Origin of the sequence: Enterobacter cloacae complex sp. 6730903, assembly GCF_048283985.1 — a bacterium.
Taxonomy (GTDB): Bacteria; Pseudomonadota; Gammaproteobacteria; order Enterobacterales; family Enterobacteriaceae; genus Enterobacter; species Enterobacter hormaechei_C.
Window position 1 is genome coordinate 69,545 of record NZ_JBLVXX010000007.1, and the last position, 16,541, is coordinate 86,085.

Consider the following 16,541-nt stretch of genomic DNA (forward strand, 5'->3'; position numbering starts at 1 on the left):
TAAACATTCAGGTGAACTTCAGGCGCATCTTGTAAACTATTCAGACAATTGATGCCTTGACGCGGTGCAGGGCGCTAAGCAGAATCGCTGATTCGTTTTCTGACCGGAATAGTTATGCAGGCATTGCTGGAACATTTTATTACCCAGTCCGTTATGTATTCGCTCATCGCCGTGGCGCTGGTGGCGTTTCTGGAGTCGCTGGCGCTGGTCGGGCTGATCCTGCCCGGCACCGTGATGATGGCGGGGCTTGGGGCGCTTATCGGCAGCGGAGAGGTCAATTTCTGGCAGGCGTGGATGGCCGGTATCATCGGTTGTTTGCTTGGGGACTGGATCTCCTTCTGGCTGGGCTGGCGCTTTAAGAAGCCGCTGCACCGCTGGTCGTTCATGAAAAAGAACAAAGCACTGCTGGATAAAACCGAGCACGCGCTGCACCAGCACAGCATGTTCACTATCCTTGTGGGGCGCTTTGTTGGCCCAACACGCCCGCTGGTGCCGATGGTGGCCGGGATGCTGGATCTGCCCGTCGCGAAGTTTGTGGTGCCGAACATCATCGGCTGTGTCTTCTGGCCGCCGTTCTACTTCCTGCCGGGGATCCTCGCAGGCGCGGCCATCGATATTCCTGACGGTATGCAAAGCGGTGAGTTCAAGTGGCTGCTGCTGGGCACGGCGGTGCTGCTGTGGCTGGCGGTCTGGCTCTGCTGGCGCCTGTGGCGCAGCGCGAAAGCCAGTGTTGATCGCCTGACGCGCTATCTTCCGCGCTCTCGCCTGCTCTGGCTGGCCCCGCTGACGCTGGGGGTGGCTGTCGTGGCGCTGGTGGCGCTGATTCGCCACCCGCTGATGCCGGTGTACGGTGAGATCCTGTTGAAGGTGGTGAGCCGTTAAGGTGTTTTCCCTCTCCCTGTGGGAGAGGGCCAGGGTGAGGGCATCAGACCGCACGAATACCCAACAATGAAGACGCCCCCGCCTTACCACTCAGAAGTTCTTCTGTTTCCCCATCCCACAAAATACGTCCCTCCGCGATCACCACCGATCGCGGCGCGATGCGTGCGGCATCTTCGATGCTATGCGAAACCATCAGCATCGTCAGTTGCTCGCGCTCGCAAACCTCCTCAACCAGCGAGAGCATCTCCTGACGCAGGGCCGGGTCGAGCGCCGAAAAGGGTTCGTCGAGCAGCAGCAGCGGCTGCTTGCGCACCAGACAGCGCGCCAGCGCCACGCGCTGGCGCTGGCCGCCGGAAAGCTCACCCGGTAGTCTGTTGATAAACGCAGCCAGGCCCATTTGTTCGGCGATCGCCTCCAGCGTCTGACGCTGCGCAACACTGAGTTTTAACCCCGGATCCATACCCAGCGCGATGTTCTGCCACACCGTAAGATGATTGAACAGATTGTTTTCCTGAAACAGCATCGACACCGGGCGCTTAGCCGGCGGAGCGTAGGTATATTCGCCATTATCAATGACGATCGACCCGCTGGCAGGCTGCAAAAAACCGGCAATCAGATTGAGCAGGGTACTTTTTCCGGCCCCGCTGGGGCCAAGCACTGCGATTCGCTCTCCCTGACGAACGGAGAGGGTAAAACGCATTGGCAGGTGCTCATAAAGCCAGGTTACATCAGTCAGTTTTAACATCACGCCCCGGAAGTTTTTCGATAACGGTAAATAACGCAAAGCACAGCACCAGCAGTAAAAGTGCCGTGACGGCGCCGTCCTGGCTACGATAGGAGCCAATTTGCTGATAAAGCCAGAACGGCAGCGTGCGGAAATCCTCGTTGCCAAAGAGGGCCACAACGCCAAAATCGCCAATCGACAGCACGCAGGCAAACGCCAGCGCCTGGGCCAGCGGACGCTTTAGCGCGCGCAGTTCGACCACCTTCAGACGCTGCCAGCCCTGCATGCCCAGCGACTGACACAGCAAACTGTAGCGGCTGTTGACGTCGCGCATCGGGTTTTCCAGCACCTTGAGCGCGTAAGGGATGGCCATCAGTGCGTTGGTAAAAATGACGATGCCGTCGGCGCTTTCCGGCAGGCCGATGGTGCTGTTGAACAGTAAAAAGAATCCGGTCGCCAGCACAATGCCCGGCATCGCCAGGATCAGCATACCCGTCAGCTCCAGCGCGTGTGCGGCTTTACGGGCATGACGCGCGTACAGCTCGCGGCTGCTCCAGAGCAGCATCATGGTCAGGATCACGCACAGGATCCCGGCTGCCAGCGCGATGCGCAATGAGGTCCACGTCGCCTGCCACAGGACAGGCTGTTGCAGTACCGACAACACATTGCGATTCAGGCCATCAACGATAACGGCCAGCAGCGGGGGCAACAGAAGCAGGAGTGCCAGTGCGATTAGCATAAAATCCGCGATGCGGCTGTGCAGGCTGTCCTGCGGATCGCGCCAGCCCGTCAAGTTGTTGCTGCCTGTGGGGATCGCTTTACTTAGCCGCTGGCTGAGTAACACCAGCGCCAGACAGCAGACCATCTGCACCATCGCCAGCAGCGCGGCGCGGCCCGGATCATAGTCGTAACTTAAGGCCTGATAGATCGCCAGCTCAATGGTGGTAGCCTGCGGCCCGCCGCCGAGAGAAAGCACGGTCGCGAAGCTGGCGAAGCAGAGCATAAAGATTAGCGCGGCCACCGGGGCAATCTGGCGTCGCAGCCACGGCCATTCGACAAAGCGGAAGAACGACCAGCCGCGCATGCCAAGCTGGGCGGCAATCTGGCGCTGCTCACCGGGAATGTTTTCCAGCGCCTGTAAAAAGAGGCGCGTCGCCATCGGCATATTGAAAAAAATATGCGCCAGCAGAATGCCTTTCAGGCCGTAAGGGGAGAAGGTCCATTCCAGACCAAGCAGGTTGAAGAGGGATGCCAGCCAGCCCTGCCGACCGTAGACGCTCAGAATGCCGAACACCGCCACCAGTACGGGCAGGATCAGCGTCATCGCGCACAGCCGCAGCAGGGCAAGCCTGCCGGGGAAACGTCTGCGATAGAGGGCGCGCGCGAGGAAAATGGCCGGGATCGCCGACAGCAGCGCGGAGAGAAACGCCTGCCAGAAGGAGAAACGGATGACGTGCCAGAGATAGCTGTCGTGCCAGAGGGCAAGCAGATCGCTCTCGGGCGCGTTAAACCACAGCGCAAGGAATGCACCCAGGCTGACGACCACCATCAGTATGGCGGCGAGCAGCCCGGGAATTAACCAGCCGGGGATCAGCGGCTGACGGCGCGTTGCCATTCACTTATCCATGCGGCACGCTGGGCGGCAACCTGCTGCGGCGTAAATTCCAGAGAGGTTTGCGGTTTGTTTAGCTGCTCAAAGCCCGCCGGCAGCGCAACGTCAGTGACCGGGTACATCCAGTTGCCTGTCGGAATAGCGTTCTGGAAAGCCGGGGAGATCATAAATTTCAGGAATTTTTCGGCAAGCTCCGGCTGTTTGCTCGCAGCGGTGCGGGCGGCCACTTCCACCTGCAAATAATGCCCTTCAGCAAAGTTCGCGGCGGCGTAGTTGTCTTTCTTCTCGGCGATAATGTGGTAGGCCGGAGAGGTCGTGTAGCTCAGCACCAGATCGCTTTCGCCTTTCAGGAACAGGCCGTAGGCTTCGCTCCAGCCTTTGGTGACGGTAACGGTTTTGGCGGCCAGCTTCTGCCACGCTTCCGGCGCTTTATCCCCGTAGACTTTCTGCATCCACAGCAGCAGCCCCAGACCCGGCGTGCTGGTGCGCGGATCTTCGTAAATCACGCGCCACTTCTGGTCACTTTCAACCAGATCTTTCAGGCTTTTAGGCGGATTCTTCAGCTTGTTTTTATCGTAGACAAACGCAAAGTAACCGTAATCAAAGGGAACGAAGGTGTCGTTCTTCCAGCCGCCCGGTACGTTGACGGCATCTGCCGCCACGCCGCTTTTGGCGAACAGTCTGGTTTGGGTGGCGGCTTCCAGCAGGTTGTTATCCAGCCCGAGCACCACGTCGGCTTTGCTGTTTTTGCCTTCCATGCGCAGACGGTTGAGCAGCGAGACGCCATCTTCCAGCGCCACGAATTTCAGCTCGCAGTTGCAGTCGGCTTCAAAGGCTTTTTTTACCACCGGGCCGGGGCCCCAGTCGGCGGAGAAGGAGTCGTAGGTGTAGACCGTCAGAACAGGCTTTGCAAAAACAGGCAGCGCAACCAGCGCCAGCAGAGGAAGAACGTTCTTTAACACTTTGCACCTCAGGGTTGAGTGGCAAAGGATTTTGAGAGACAGCCTCAAATCCCTTCGCCGGCGTTATCCGGATCAGGTTCGACGGGTATTATCTCAGCGCACATCAGTGATGCAGCACCCCGTTGAGAACGGCGCTATTGTAATGATTTGGTGAATATTACGAAAGGGTTATGGCTCCGGCGGCGCAAACCAGGCGGATTTAAAATCAAACCAGCCGAGGGTATTCATCCGCAGACCGCGCATGCTGCGCTGCCCCTGGATCAGCAGCCAGTGGTGAATCAGCGGTACGATCGTCTGCCCGGTCAGTAATTCCTGACACCAGGCGGCCAGATCCATTTCTCCCGCCCGCCACCGCGCGGCGTCCTGTTGCCAGTCCCGGTTGATACAGTGCTGAATCAGGGGCACTTCGTACAGGTGAGAAAAGAGCGAGAAATCCAGCGGCAGCGTAAAATTCGCGCTGTTGAGCCAGATATCGCTGATGACGTCTCCGCGATGCCATTCATCATAATCGACTTCCTGTATCGCCAGCGTCACGCCTTCGGCTGCCAGCAGCGTGCTCATGATCCTCGCCAGAAAACGGTGCTCAATGTGGTCGCGATAGTAGCTGAGGGTGATGGTCTCCAGTCCGGCAGGCTTTTCGCTGCGGACGGGCTGCGCATGGTGCCAGCGTGGGAGCAGGCCATAGGCCGGGAACCACCAGGTCTGGTATTGCTCCTCTGCGTGATAAATCAGGTTAGCGGGCGCCAGAATATGGCTTATCCACCTGCGGACGTCGTGGTTTGCGCCGCGATGGCTGCGGCTATCAAAGAGCAGGTAGTAGCAACCCTCCTCCAGGCGGCTTTCGAACGCCTTTTCACCGGCTGTTGGCCCTTCCAGGGTCAGGCCTGCGCTCAGCTCTTCGTTGAGATCCGGTAACACCCAGACGTTCACTTCGTCGATCAACGCCCGATAGCCAAAATAGTCATCAAAGGCGCGGATCTTCAGTTGATTACTGTTATTTCGTGTAACGGAGTAGGGGCCCGTACCAATCGGCTGGCTGGAAAAATTGTTCAGGGATCGCCACTCGGCAGGCAGGATCATTGAGGGGACGTAGCCCAGAAGCCACGGAAGCCATTTGTCCGGCTGCGATAGCTCAATATCCAGCGTCCAGGCCGTTGGGGAGTGGATCCGCGCGATATGCGAATAGAGCGGCAGCGTGCGGGCGCGCTCTAAAGAATCGATAACGTCGCGCATCTCCAGCTCGCGTCCATGGTGGAAATGAATGCCGGGGCGTAAAAAGAAGCGCCAGTGCAGCGGGGATACCTGCTGCCAGTGATGGGCAATATCCGCTTCCAGTTCCCCGTTTTCCTCATTTATCCGCGTCAGGCCGCTGAAAATCTGCCGGGCCATGTGGGTTTCAGAGCGACGTAACGCCGTACCGGGCAACAGATTTTTCATTGGGCGGTAGTAAAGCACCCGCAGAATGTGGCGTCCCTGACGAAAGCTGCGTCCCAGATGCGAGACCAGCATCTGGCGCACGGCGGCTTTGTCGCCCACCAGCTGGACCAGCTGATCGATGCGGTCCTGCTCCAGCAGATCCTCCGCCCGCTGTTGCTGTAGCGCCAGGCCGGTATAAAGGAAAGTCAGGCGCGAACGCTTGCCGCGTCCGGCTTCGGCCTCCCAGTTTAACCAGCCCTGCTGCTGCATGGTATTAAGGAGCGTGCGCATATGACGCCGGGAGCAGTTGAGGAGCTCAGCCAGCTCGTTCAGCGTGGTCTCCTGCGATTGCCCCTCGCAGCACTGCCAGAGGCGGATAAATTGTTGTTGCAGACGACCGGAAGGCATAAAAGGGGAACTCCTGACAAAAAATCAGCAATTTATTAATCCCTATATTAAGCCAATAATCCTTATCGATGAAGCGAGGAGGTAAATTATGAAGAGGTCTACCGCACGTCAGTTTTATCAGCACTATTTTTCAGCGACAAAGGGAGTGTCCTGGCTGGCCCGCCAGTGCGCAGAGCAGCGGCTGAGAATACTGGAAGATCTGATGCAGTGGGACGTTACGAAATCGACCTCTTCTCGCTAACTCGCCTCGATCATGTGTGACTGAGTATTGGTGCTAATCACCCGCCAGCAAAATGTTTTTTGCTGGCTTTTTTCGTTTACTATTTCACCCAATTTCGATTCGCTTTCATAAGGACTTGCGCATGCTCTGGTTGATGACGATGGGGCGACGCCTGAACGGCGTGTACGCCGCTTTTATGCTGGTGGCCTTCATGATGGGCGTAGCCGGCGCGCTACAGGCGCCGACGCTGAGCCTGTTTCTCAGCCGCGAGGTGGGGGCGCAGCCGTTTTGGGTGGGCCTGTTCTACACCGTCAACGCCATTGCCGGGATCCTCGTCAGCCTGTGGCTGGCGAAACGATCCGACAGCCAGGGCGATCGCCGCAAGCTGATCCTCTTTTGTTGCGCCATGGCCGTGGGCAACGCGTTATTGTTTGCCTTCAACCGCCATTACCTGACGCTCATTACCTGCGGCGTGCTGCTGGCCTCTCTGGCGAACACCGCCATGCCGCAACTGTTCGCCCTGGCCCGGGAGTACGCCGACAGCTCGGCGAGGGAAGTGGTGATGTTCAGCTCGGTGATGCGTGCGCAGCTCTCTCTCGCGTGGGTCATCGGTCCGCCGCTGGCGTTTATGCTGGCGCTGAACTACGGCTTCACCACCATGTTTTCCATCGCGGCGGGGATTTTTGTCATCAGCCTGGCGCTGATAGCCTTTGCGCTGCCATCGGTGGCGCGCGTAGAGCAGGTGACGGACAAGCCCATCACCCAGGTGAGCGGCTGGCAGGATAAAAACGTCCGCATGTTGTTTATCGCCTCCACGCTGATGTGGACATGCAACACCATGTACATCATCGATATGCCGCTGTGGATCAGCAGCGATCTGGGGCTGCCCGACAAGCTCGCGGGGATCCTGATGGGCACCGCTGCCGGGCTGGAGATCCCGGCGATGATTCTGGCGGGTTACTACGTAAAACGTTTCGGAAAGCGTCGGATGATGGTCGTCGCCGTGGCGGCTGGGGTGGCGTTCTACGCGGGGCTGATCCTGTTCCATTCGCGTGAAGCTTTGCTGGCGTTACAGCTGTTTAACGCGGTATTTATCGGCATCGTTGCCGGGATAGGCATGCTCTGGTTCCAGGATTTAATGCCGGGGCGCGCAGGCTCCGCGACCACGCTGTTTACCAACAGTATCTCTACCGGCGTGATTCTGGCAGGGGTAATTCAGGGGGCGCTGTCGCAAAGCTATGGGCATCCATCCGTGTACTGGGTGATCGCAGCGATTTCGCTTGTCACGCTGATACTGACGTGCCGGGTAAAAGACGTTTGATTCTGGAAGGCGGCTTCACGAAATGAAACGACTTTCTGACAGGCGCCGAGAAGGCGCATAGAGTGCGTGACGGGTGCTTGAGGCTGTTTGCCTCAGGCTTTCGCAAGAGGCAAACAGTGGAGAGTCCCACATCAAAAAAACTGATGGGGAGATTAACTTCACAACCCACATTGCGAGGTTAGTCTCTTCATTGCCGAAAAGCAATAAGGAGGCTGGAATGCCAAAACGTACTCTGCTGTTAGGTTTGTTTCTGATCTGTACGACGCTGTTGATCTTCACCTGGATGGTGCGCGACTCGCTGTGTGAGCTGCACTTCAGACAGGAGAAAACAGAGCTGGCGGCAGTGTTGGCTTACGAAGCGAAACGTTAGCGGTATTGGCGGGGAAAGTTTCCCCGCCTCTCCAGAGTGGTTGAGCCTCAACGCACCCTTATCAATGGCCCGCGCCCTGCGGGCCATTGCCTTTAGCCCATAAACGCAGGCTGTTTTTTCTCGTAGGCGGAGATAGCCTCTTCGTGTTGCAGCGTCAGGCCAATGCTGTCCAGACCGTTCAGCATGCAGTGGCGACGGAACGCATCAATGCTGAAGCGGTAGGACTTGTCACCGGCTTTCACCACTTCTGCTTCCAGATCCACCTCAAATGAAATCCCCGGATTTGCCTGCACTAGCGCAAACAGTTCATCGACCTGTTCGTCACTCAGCGTCACCGGCAGCAGCTGGTTGTTGAAGCTGTTGCCGTAGAAGATATCCGCGAAGCTTGGGGCGATAACCACCTTAAAGCCGTAGTCGGTCAATGCCCATGGCGCATGTTCACGCGACGATCCGCAGCCAAAGTTTTCCCGCGCCAGCAAAATGGAGGCGCCTTTGTATTCCGGAAAGTTCAGGACGAATTCCGGGTTCGGCACTTCGCCTTTATCGTCGAGGAAACGCCAGTCGTTGAACAGATGCGCACCAAAACCCGTGCGCGTCACTTTCTGCAAAAACTGCTTAGGAATGATCGCGTCGGTATCGACGTTAGCGGCGTCCAGCGGGACAACCCGGCCCGTATGTTGGGTAAATTTCTCTGCCATGATTGTCTCCTTATTTCAGGCTGCGAATATCGGCGAAATGACCGGTGACTGCCGCAGCGGCGGCCATTGCCGGGCTGACCAGGTGGGTGCGCCCACCGCGGCCCTGACGGCCTTCAAAGTTACGGTTGCTGGTGGAAGCACAGCGCTCACCCGGATTCAGGCGGTCGTTGTTCATCGCCAGGCACATGGAGCAACCCGGCAGGCGCCACTCGAAGCCTGCGTCGATAAAGATCTTATCCAGACCCTCGGCTTCCGCCTGGGCTTTCACCGGACCGGAGCCTGGCACAACCAGCGCCTGCACGCCCGGCGCCACTTTGCGGCCTTTAGCGATTTCTGCCGCAGCGCGTAAATCTTCAATACGGGAGTTGGTACAGGAGCCGATGAATACTTTATCAATGCTCACGTCGGTCAGCGGTATGCCGGGTTTCAGCCCCATGTAAGCCAGCGCTTTTTCCGCACTGGCGCGCTCGACCGGATCGGCGAAGGAAGCCGGATCGGGAATGGCGTCGTTGACGGACATCACCTGACCCGGGTTGGTTCCCCAGGTGACCTGCGGGGCGATCTCTTCCGCCTGCAACGTCACAACGGTATCAAAAACTGCCCCCTCGTCCGTTTTCAGGGTTTTCCAGTACGCTACCGCGTCGTCAAAATCCTGACCTTTCGGCGCATGCAGACGGCCCTTCACATAGTTGAAGGTGGTTTCGTCTGGGGCCACCAGGCCTGCTTTGGCGCCCATCTCTATGGCCATGTTGCACAGGGTCATACGACCTTCCATGCTCAGCGCCTGGATAGCGTCACCGCAGAACTCAACGACGTGACCAGTGCCGCCTGCGCTGCCGGTTTTGCCGATAATCGCCAGCACGATATCTTTCGCGGTGATACCCGGCGCGGCTTTACCCTTCACTTCAATCTTCATGGTTTTGGCGCGGCCCTGCTTCAGGGTCTGTGTCGCCAGAACGTGTTCAACCTCAGAGGTGCCAATCCCGAACGCCAGGGCGCCAAATGCGCCGTGCGTCGCGGTGTGGGAGTCGCCGCAGACGATGGTCATGCCCGGCAGCGTAATCCCCTGCTCAGGCCCCATTACGTGGACGATGCCCTGATAGGGATGGTTCAGATCGTACAGCTCCACGCCAAACTCGTTACAGTTCTTAATCAGCTCCTGCATCTGGATACGCGCCATCTCGCCAGATGCATTGATGTCTTTGGTCTGAGTGGATACGTTGTGATCCATCGTGGCAAAGGTTTTACCCGGCTGACGCACCGGGCGCTTATGCGCGCGCAGGCCGTCAAATGCCTGAGGAGAGGTCACTTCGTGTACCAGATGACGGTCGATATACAACAGTGGGGTTTCGTTTGGTGCTTCGTAGACAACGTGCGCATCAAACAACTTCTCATATAACGTCTTAGCCATGATTACACCCCTTCAGCGACATAGCGGGCAATGATGTCGCCCATTTCATCGGTACTGACTGCCGCCGTGCCGCGTGCTAAATCACCGGTACGGACGCCTTCTTCTAACGCCCGGTTAATGGCGTTTTCAATTGCGGTTGCTGCTTCGCCTGCATCCAGGCTGTAGCGCAGCAGCAGAGCCAGGGAGAGGATCTGCGCAATCGGGTTGGCGATGTTCTTGCCTGCGATATCCGGCGCGGAGCCGCCCGCAGGCTCATACAGACCAAAGCCTTCTTCGTTCAGGCTGGCGGATGGCAGCATGCCCATGGAGCCGGTGATCATCGCGCATTCATCCGAGAGAATATCGCCGAACAGGTTGGAGCACAGCAGCACGTCAAACTGGGACGGATCTTTGATCAACTGCATCGTTGCGTTGTCGATATACATATGCGACAGCGCAACGTCCGGGTACTGCTTAGCGACTTCACTGACGATTTCGCGCCACAAAATGGACGACTGGAGCACGTTTGCTTTATCAATCGAGGTCACTTTACGGCGGCGTTTGCGCGCTGACTCAAACGCGATATGGGCGATACGTTCAATTTCAAAACGGTGATAAACCTCGGTATCAAATGCTTTCTCATGCTGACCGCTGCCTTCGCGACCTTTTGGCTGACCGAAGTAGATGCCGCCGGTCAGCTCACGCACGCACAGGATGTCGAAACCGTTGGCCGCGATATCCGCGCGCAGCGGGCAAAATTCTTCCAGCCCCGGGTACAGCTTCGCCGGACGCAGGTTGCTGAACAGTTTGAAGTGTTTACGCAGCGGCAGCAGCGCACCGCGCTCCGGCTGCTCTGCTGGCGGCAGGTGTTCCCACTTTGGGCCGCCCACGGAGCCAAACAGAACGGCATCGGCATTTTCGCAGCCTTCTACAGTCCCTTTCGGCAGGGGAGTACCGTGGTTATCAATCGCAATACCACCCACGTCGTAGTAGCTGGTGGTAATTTTCATCGCAAAACGCGAACGAACAGCTTCCAGTACTTTCAGCGCCTGTGCCATCACTTCCGGGCCAATACCGTCACCCGGCAACACAGCAATATGGTAATTCTTCGACATCACACGGTTTCCTTGTTGTTCTCTTTATTCTGAGCTTTGCGTTGCAACTCTTTTTCGACTTCGGCGGCGCGCCAGATGTTATTCAGGACATGCACCATCGCTTTCGCGGAGGATTCGACGATATCTGTCGCCAGACCCACACCGTGGAAGCGGCGACCGTTGTAGTTGACGACGATATCAACCTGGCCCAGGGCGTCTTTACCGTGCCCTTTTGCCGTCAGGTCGTATTTCACCAGCTCTACGTCGTACTCAGTGACGCGGTTAATCGCCTGGTAAATGGCATCCACAGGGCCGTTACCGTTGGCGGCTTCCGCTTTAATTTCATCGCCGCAGGCCAGCTTGACGGAGGCGGTAGCGATATCGCTTGAACCTGACTGAACGGTGAAGTAGTCCAGACGGAAGTGCTCTGGCTCTTCCTGCTGTTTATTGATGAATGCCAGCGCTTCCAGGTCGTAATCGAAGACCTGGCCTTTTTTGTCAGCCAGCTTCAGGAATGCGTCGTACAGCTGATCCATGTTGTAATCGCTGTCCTTATAACCCATCTCTTCCATACGGTGTTTTACCGCCGCGCGGCCAGAGCGTGAGGTCAGGTTCAGCTGAACCTGGTTCAGACCGATGGATTCCGGAGTCATGATTTCGTAGTTTTCACGGTTCTTCAGCACGCCATCCTGGTGAATACCGGAGGAGTGAGCGAACGCGCCAGCCCCAACAATCGCCTTGTTCGCCGGGATCGGCATGTTGCAAATCTGGCTCACGGTCTGGCTGGTGCGCCAGATTTCGTTGTGATTGATGCGAGTGTGCACGTTCATAATGTCTTTGCGCACTTTGATCGCCATGATCACTTCTTCCAGCGAGCAGTTGCCGGCACGTTCACCAATGCCATTCATTGCCCCTTCTACCTGACGCGCGCCGGCGTGGACGGCGGCGATGGCATTGCCCACAGCCAGGCCCAAATCGTCATGGGTATGCACGGAGATGATGGCTTTATCAATATTTGGCACGCGATCGTACAGACCGGTGATGATGCTGGAGAACTCAAACGGCATGGTGTAGCCGACGGTGTCCGGGATGTTGATGGTTCTGGCTCCGGCATTAATCGCGGCTTCCACTACACGGGCCAAATCGTCAATCGGCGTGCGGCCTGCATCTTCACAGGAGAATTCGACGTCATCAGTGTAGTTACGCGCGCGTTTGACCATATACACCGCACGTTCGATCACTTCATCCAGCGTACTGCGCAGCTTGGTCGCAATGTGCATGGGGGAGGTGGCAATGAATGTATGGATACGGAAAGCTTCTGCAACTTTCAGGGATTCCGCGGCCACATCAATATCTTTCTCTACGCAGCGAGCCAGACCGCACACGCGGCTGTTTTTGATGGTGCGGGCGATGGTCTGTACTGACTCGAAATCACCCGGCGAGGAGACGGGAAAACCGACTTCCATTACGTCTACACCCATGCGTTCGAGGGCCAGCGCAATTTGCAGTTTTTCTTTAACACTCAGGCTCGCCTGTAATGCCTGTTCACCGTCACGTAAAGTAGTATCGAAAATAACGACTTGCTGGCTCATGGGTTAGGTCCTTGTCAGTCTTAGGGCGCCTTGCTACGAGCATAAAAAAACCCGCGCAGTGGCGCGGGTTTTTAGTTTTACTGAAGACGATTCAACGCTGAATTTCGCCCGCCAGTCTACCGCGCACAGTGGATGCGTTTAGTAGTAGTAGACCGGTGAAACGAAGGGTGCGAATCATGAATCGTGCTCCAGGTGAATGCGATATGCTTTTAGTGGTACTGGATACGCTGGCGCATGTCAACCCCTCTCAGGCAAAACGGCCACTCAGCACAGGATAAACACATTAGCTAATTGTGCTGGTTTTTACGTAGCTAACCGCTTTAATTGTCTATTATTGGACTGGCGATTCATCTCTGGAATAATTTGAATATAATTGGTAGCAATTGAACACAGTATTTTTACCGATATGCCGTGAAACGGAATGTGTTTCATTTCATTGAGTTATAAGTTTCATGAATGAGTCGCGAGTGGGAAAGTTATCAATATTGATATCATTTTGTTAATGAAATCGCGGTGTCTGCCCTTCATAGTTTAATAATACTTAAGTTATTATTAACGAAGGCGGTGATTGTATATTTCCCTGGTTTATGGTTTCATGCCTACATTAAAGTTATAGATATCATTTGAACGATTTTTAGCTCTTCATTTATGGGATGCGAAATGCCATCTCTTAAATGGGGGTTCTTTATATATTCCGAATTTTAAATAATTCCCTTTCGCTTGTTGTATATGCATGGTAAATCATATTTTTCGAAGTTATTACTGTACTTTGGCAAAGGGAATTTAGCGTGACAGTGGAGTCAGAAATGCCAGAAAATAATATTAACCAACCACAGCCTTATGATGGGGTTAAGCCTCAGTTACGCACAGTGGATCTCAACCTGTTAACTGTATTTGATGCCGTTATGCAGGAGCAGAATATTACGCGAGCAGCGCAATCTCTGGGAATGTCTCAACCTGCCGTGAGTAATGCCGTAGCCAGACTTAAGGTGATGTTTAACGACGAGTTATTCGTCCGGTATGGAAGAGGTATCCAGCCCACGGCGCGTGCATTCCAGCTATTCGGTTCGATTCGTCAGGCGCTACAGCTGGTACAAAATGAGCTTCCCGGCTCGGGTTTTGAACCTTTAAGCAGTGAACGAGTTTTCCATCTCTGTGTTTGCAGTCCGTTAGACAATTATTTGACGTCTGTTATATATAATAAAGTTGAACAGATTGCCCCTAATATTCATCTCGTTTTTAAATCATCATTAAATCAAAATACCGAGCACCAGCTACGTTATCAGGAAACGGAGTTCGTTCTGGGCTATGAAGAGTTTCGCCGTCCAGAGTTTGCCTGTGTTCCGTTGTTTAAAGATGAAATGGTGCTAGTCGCCAGCAAAAAACATCCACGCATGAATTCACCGCTGCGTGAAAGCGATGTTTACAGCGAGCAGCATGCCGTTGTTGCTCTGGACAGATATGCTTCGTTCAGTCAGCCGTGGTATGACACAGCCGATAAACAAGCCAGCGTGGCCTATCAGGGAATGGCGATGGTCAGCGTATTAAATGTCGTCTCTCAGACGCAGCTAGTCGCTATTGCACCGCGCTGGCTTGCTGAAGAGTTCTCCGAATCGCTGAGCCTGCAAATTTTACCTCTGCCGCTCAAGCTGAACAGCCGTACCTGTTATCTTTCCTGGCATGAAGCCGCGGGTCGTGATAAAGGGCATCAGTGGATGGAAGAGCTGCTGATCAATATTTGTCGTCGATAAGTCAGGGTGAATAAACCGCATGGCGCCATGCGGTTTATTCTGTGATTTTTTATGTGGGCAATATTTTGTTCTGTTCTAATTTTTCCAGACGCTCAGGGCGGCTTAAAAATAGATGATTTCCTGATCCATCCTCTTTTTAAGAGATGAATTATTAGCGTCTCCCCTCATACCAGACGAATTCACCATATTCGTGTCTGACAGCTGTTTTTTCTGCTTTTATTACCCATTCCCGCATTCCGTTTGATAATTGCCTGCCTCATAACGAGCGGTTAAGGTATTCATCACTCTGCACATTATAAGATGGGTTCACCCTGTCAGAAGACGGCGCGGAAATGAATTCTGCTGTCCGTCTATAACAAAAGCCTGGAGGCAAAGCATGGAGATGTTGTCTGGCGCGGAAATGGTCGTCCGATCGCTTATCGATCAGGGCGTGAAGCAAGTGTTCGGCTATCCCGGAGGCGCGGTTCTTGATATTTATGACGCGCTGCACACGGTAGGCGGTATTGATCATGTTCTGGTTCGTCATGAACAGGCTGCTGTGCATATGGCTGACGGCCTGGCCCGCGCCACGGGCGAGGTGGGTGTTGTGCTGGTCACTTCCGGACCGGGAGCGACCAATGCCATCACCGGCATTGCGACTGCGTATATGGACTCCATTCCACTGGTCATTCTCTCCGGACAGGTGGCGACGTCACTGATTGGCTATGATGCGTTTCAGGAATGCGACATGGTGGGGATCTCACGCCCCGTGGTGAAGCACAGCTTTCTGGTTAAGCAAACGGAAGACATTCCGGGCGTACTGAAAAAAGCCTTCTGGCTGGCCGCCAGCGGTCGTCCTGGGCCTGTGGTTGTCGATCTGCCAAAAGATATTCTCAATTCCGCAAATAAACTGCCTTACCTGTGGCCTGAGTCGGTGAGCATGCGTTCATATAATCCGACGACGCAAGGGCACAAAGGCCAGATTAAGCGTGCGCTGCAAACGCTGCTGGCTGCGAAAAAGCCCGTAGTCTATGTAGGGGGCGGCGCCGTCAATGCAGCCTGTGAAACGCAACTGCGTGAACTGATTGAGAAGCTGAATCTTCCTGTCGCGTCATCGCTGATGGGGCTGGGGGCATTTCCGGCTACCCACCGTCAGGCGCTGGGCATGCTGGGTATGCACGGCACCTATGAAGCCAATATGACGATGCACCATTCTGATGTGATTTTTGCCGTCGGCGTGCGTTTTGACGATCGTACCACCAATAACCTGGCGAAATACTGTCCGAATGCGACGGTGCTGCACATTGATATCGATCCGACTTCAATCTCTAAAACGGTGCCGGCGGATGTGCCGATCGTGGGGGATGCACGACAGGTGCTGGATCAAATGTTGGATCTGCTGGCGCAGGAGACCGCGTCTCAACCGCTGGACGAGATCCGCGACTGGTGGCAGCAAATCGAACAATGGCGTGGCCGTCAGTGCCTTAAATACGACACGCAGAGTGAGAACATCAAGCCGCAGGCGGTGATCGAGACGATCTGGCGTCTGACCAATGGCGATGCGTATGTCACTTCTGACGTGGGCCAGCATCAGATGTTCGCTGCGCTGTACTACCCGTTTGATAAACCGCGTCGCTGGATCAACTCTGGCGGGCTCGGCACGATGGGCTTTGGTCTGCCCGCCGCGCTGGGGGTGAAGCTGGCGTTGCCGAACGAAACGGTTATCTGCGTGACGGGTGATGGCAGCATACAGATGAATATTCAGGAGCTTTCTACTGCGCTGCAATATGAGTTGCCAGTGCTGGTGCTGAACCTGAATAACGGTTACCTCGGTATGGTGAAGCAGTGGCAGGATATGATTTATTCTGGCCGACACTCTCAGTCTTATATGAAGTCACTTCCGGACTTTGTCCGTCTGGCTGAAGCCTATGGTCATATTGGCATGCGGGTAACCGATCCGTCAGAGCTGGAAGCGAAGCTCGGCGAAGCGCTTGAGCACGTTAAAAACAATCGCCTCGTCTTCATGGACGTCATCGTCGACGGCACAGAGCACGTTTATCCGATGCATATCCGTGGCGGCGGTATGGATGAAATGTGGTTAAGCAAAACGGAGAGAACCTGA

The 16,541-nt window shown here is 55.4% G+C and carries 15 protein-coding genes and 1 riboswitch; of the genes, 6 read left to right on the forward strand and 9 right to left on the reverse strand.

Going from position 1 to position 16,541, the window contains the following annotated elements; all coding sequences use genetic code 11:
* The first annotated feature begins 114 nt into the window (after positions 1–114).
* On the forward strand, positions 115–882 hold the full coding sequence (locus ACNQ0W_RS05415) for a DedA family protein (RefSeq protein ID WP_015572658.1): 768 nt from the start codon (positions 115–117) through the stop codon (positions 880–882).
* 43 nt (positions 883–925) lie between these two features.
* On the opposite strand, the gene thiQ is transcribed toward ACNQ0W_RS05415, so the two are convergent.
* The 4 genes from thiQ to sgrR form a co-directional block, all read right to left on the reverse strand.
* The gene (gene thiQ, locus ACNQ0W_RS05420; RefSeq protein WP_047055968.1) at positions 926–1,627 is read right to left on the reverse strand and encodes a thiamine ABC transporter ATP-binding protein ThiQ; all 702 of its coding nucleotides are present in this window, start codon (positions 1,625–1,627) and stop codon (positions 926–928) included.
* Entirely contained in the window at positions 1,611–3,221 is a 1,611-nt protein-coding gene (gene thiP, locus ACNQ0W_RS05425; protein WP_062932368.1) for a thiamine/thiamine pyrophosphate ABC transporter permease ThiP, read from the reverse strand. Before thiP ends, thiQ begins: the two co-directional genes overlap by 17 nt.
* Positions 3,197–4,180: a thiamine ABC transporter substrate binding subunit gene (thiB, locus tag ACNQ0W_RS05430; RefSeq protein ID WP_062932367.1), complete on the reverse strand. Its 984-nt coding sequence runs from the start codon at positions 4,178–4,180 to the stop codon at positions 3,197–3,199. The genes thiP and thiB overlap by 25 nt, the downstream gene beginning before the upstream one ends.
* Positions 4,181–4,211: 31 nt before the next feature.
* Positions 4,212–4,312: riboswitch (TPP riboswitch) on the reverse strand.
* A gap of 36 nt (positions 4,313–4,348) precedes the next feature.
* The gene (gene sgrR / locus ACNQ0W_RS05435; protein WP_048982950.1) at positions 4,349–6,004 is read right to left on the reverse strand and encodes an HTH-type transcriptional regulator SgrR; all 1,656 of its coding nucleotides are present in this window, start codon (positions 6,002–6,004) and stop codon (positions 4,349–4,351) included.
* Positions 6,005–6,092: 88 nt separating this feature from the next.
* On the opposite strand from sgrR, the gene sgrT reads away from it, so the two are divergent.
* From sgrT to ACNQ0W_RS05450, 3 genes are all read left to right on the forward strand, one after another.
* Positions 6,093–6,245 (forward strand): glucose uptake inhibitor SgrT, encoded by a 153-nt coding sequence (sgrT, locus tag ACNQ0W_RS05440; RefSeq protein ID WP_023303076.1) that lies wholly within the window; start codon positions 6,093–6,095, stop codon positions 6,243–6,245.
* Between the two features lie 121 nt (positions 6,246–6,366).
* Complete coding sequence (locus ACNQ0W_RS05445) at positions 6,367–7,545, forward strand: sugar efflux transporter (RefSeq protein ID WP_062932366.1); 1,179 nt, start codon at positions 6,367–6,369, stop codon at positions 7,543–7,545.
* Between the two features lie 217 nt (positions 7,546–7,762).
* Positions 7,763–7,915: a Hok/Gef family protein gene (locus ACNQ0W_RS05450; protein WP_010427008.1), complete on the forward strand. Its 153-nt coding sequence runs from the start codon at positions 7,763–7,765 to the stop codon at positions 7,913–7,915.
* A 92-nt stretch (positions 7,916–8,007) separates the two neighbouring features.
* Here ACNQ0W_RS05450 and leuD read toward each other — a convergent pair whose 3' ends face one another.
* The 5 genes from leuD to leuL form a co-directional block, all read right to left on the reverse strand.
* On the reverse strand, positions 8,008–8,613 hold the full coding sequence (leuD, locus tag ACNQ0W_RS05455; RefSeq protein ID WP_032670569.1) for a 3-isopropylmalate dehydratase small subunit: 606 nt from the start codon (positions 8,611–8,613) through the stop codon (positions 8,008–8,010).
* Between the two features lie 10 nt (positions 8,614–8,623).
* Positions 8,624–10,024 (reverse strand): 3-isopropylmalate dehydratase large subunit, encoded by a 1,401-nt coding sequence (gene leuC, locus ACNQ0W_RS05460; RefSeq protein ID WP_062932365.1) that lies wholly within the window; start codon positions 10,022–10,024, stop codon positions 8,624–8,626.
* 2 nt (positions 10,025–10,026) lie between these two features.
* Complete coding sequence (leuB, locus tag ACNQ0W_RS05465) at positions 10,027–11,118, reverse strand: 3-isopropylmalate dehydrogenase (protein ID WP_116329839.1); 1,092 nt, start codon at positions 11,116–11,118, stop codon at positions 10,027–10,029.
* Positions 11,118–12,689, reverse strand: coding sequence for a 2-isopropylmalate synthase (gene leuA / locus ACNQ0W_RS05470; RefSeq protein ID WP_047051323.1), 1,572 nt, complete (start codon positions 12,687–12,689; stop codon positions 11,118–11,120). The genes leuB and leuA overlap by 1 nt, the downstream gene beginning before the upstream one ends.
* 91 nt (positions 12,690–12,780) lie before the next feature.
* Complete coding sequence (gene leuL / locus ACNQ0W_RS05475; protein ID WP_057979999.1) at positions 12,781–12,867, reverse strand: leu operon leader peptide; 87 nt, start codon at positions 12,865–12,867, stop codon at positions 12,781–12,783.
* A 628-nt stretch (positions 12,868–13,495) separates the two neighbouring features.
* Between leuL and leuO the strand changes: the two genes are divergently transcribed.
* Positions 13,496–14,440 carry a transcriptional regulator LeuO gene (gene leuO, locus ACNQ0W_RS05480; RefSeq protein WP_047051322.1) on the forward strand — a complete coding sequence of 315 codons (945 nt, stop codon included), beginning with the start codon at positions 13,496–13,498 and terminating at the stop codon, positions 14,438–14,440.
* Between the two features lie 376 nt (positions 14,441–14,816).
* Positions 14,817–16,541 carry an acetolactate synthase 3 large subunit gene (gene ilvI, locus ACNQ0W_RS05485; RefSeq protein WP_062932364.1) on the forward strand — a complete coding sequence of 575 codons (1,725 nt, stop codon included), beginning with the start codon at positions 14,817–14,819 and terminating at the stop codon, positions 16,539–16,541.

What these genes read in the sequence shown, in the direction of transcription:
- ACNQ0W_RS05415 (WP_015572658.1), top strand. Translation starts at nt 115, where the DNA reads ATGCAGGCATTGCTGGAACATTTTATTACCCAGTCCGTTATGTATTCG.
- thiQ (WP_047055968.1), bottom strand. Translation starts at nt 1,627, where the DNA reads ATGTTAAAACTGACTGATGTAACCTGGCTTTATGAGCACCTGCCAATG.
- thiP (WP_062932368.1), bottom strand. Translation starts at nt 3,221, where the DNA reads ATGGCAACGCGCCGTCAGCCGCTGATCCCCGGCTGGTTAATTCCCGGG.
- sgrR (WP_048982950.1), bottom strand. Translation starts at nt 6,004, where the DNA reads ATGCCTTCCGGTCGTCTGCAACAACAATTTATCCGCCTCTGGCAGTGC.
- sgrT (WP_023303076.1), top strand. Translation starts at nt 6,093, where the DNA reads ATGAAGAGGTCTACCGCACGTCAGTTTTATCAGCACTATTTTTCAGCG.
- ACNQ0W_RS05445 (WP_062932366.1), top strand. Translation starts at nt 6,367, where the DNA reads ATGCTCTGGTTGATGACGATGGGGCGACGCCTGAACGGCGTGTACGCC.
- ACNQ0W_RS05450 (WP_010427008.1), top strand. Translation starts at nt 7,763, where the DNA reads ATGCCAAAACGTACTCTGCTGTTAGGTTTGTTTCTGATCTGTACGACG.
- leuD (WP_032670569.1), bottom strand. Translation starts at nt 8,613, where the DNA reads ATGGCAGAGAAATTTACCCAACATACGGGCCGGGTTGTCCCGCTGGAC.
- leuC (WP_062932365.1), bottom strand. Translation starts at nt 10,024, where the DNA reads ATGGCTAAGACGTTATATGAGAAGTTGTTTGATGCGCACGTTGTCTAC.
- leuB (WP_116329839.1), bottom strand. Translation starts at nt 11,118, where the DNA reads ATGTCGAAGAATTACCATATTGCTGTGTTGCCGGGTGACGGTATTGGC.
- leuA (WP_047051323.1), bottom strand. Translation starts at nt 12,689, where the DNA reads ATGAGCCAGCAAGTCGTTATTTTCGATACTACTTTACGTGACGGTGAA.
- leuL (WP_057979999.1), bottom strand. Translation starts at nt 12,867, where the DNA reads ATGATTCGCACCCTTCGTTTCACCGGTCTACTACTACTAAACGCATCC.
- leuO (WP_047051322.1), top strand. Translation starts at nt 13,496, where the DNA reads ATGCCAGAAAATAATATTAACCAACCACAGCCTTATGATGGGGTTAAG.
- ilvI (WP_062932364.1), top strand. Translation starts at nt 14,817, where the DNA reads ATGGAGATGTTGTCTGGCGCGGAAATGGTCGTCCGATCGCTTATCGAT.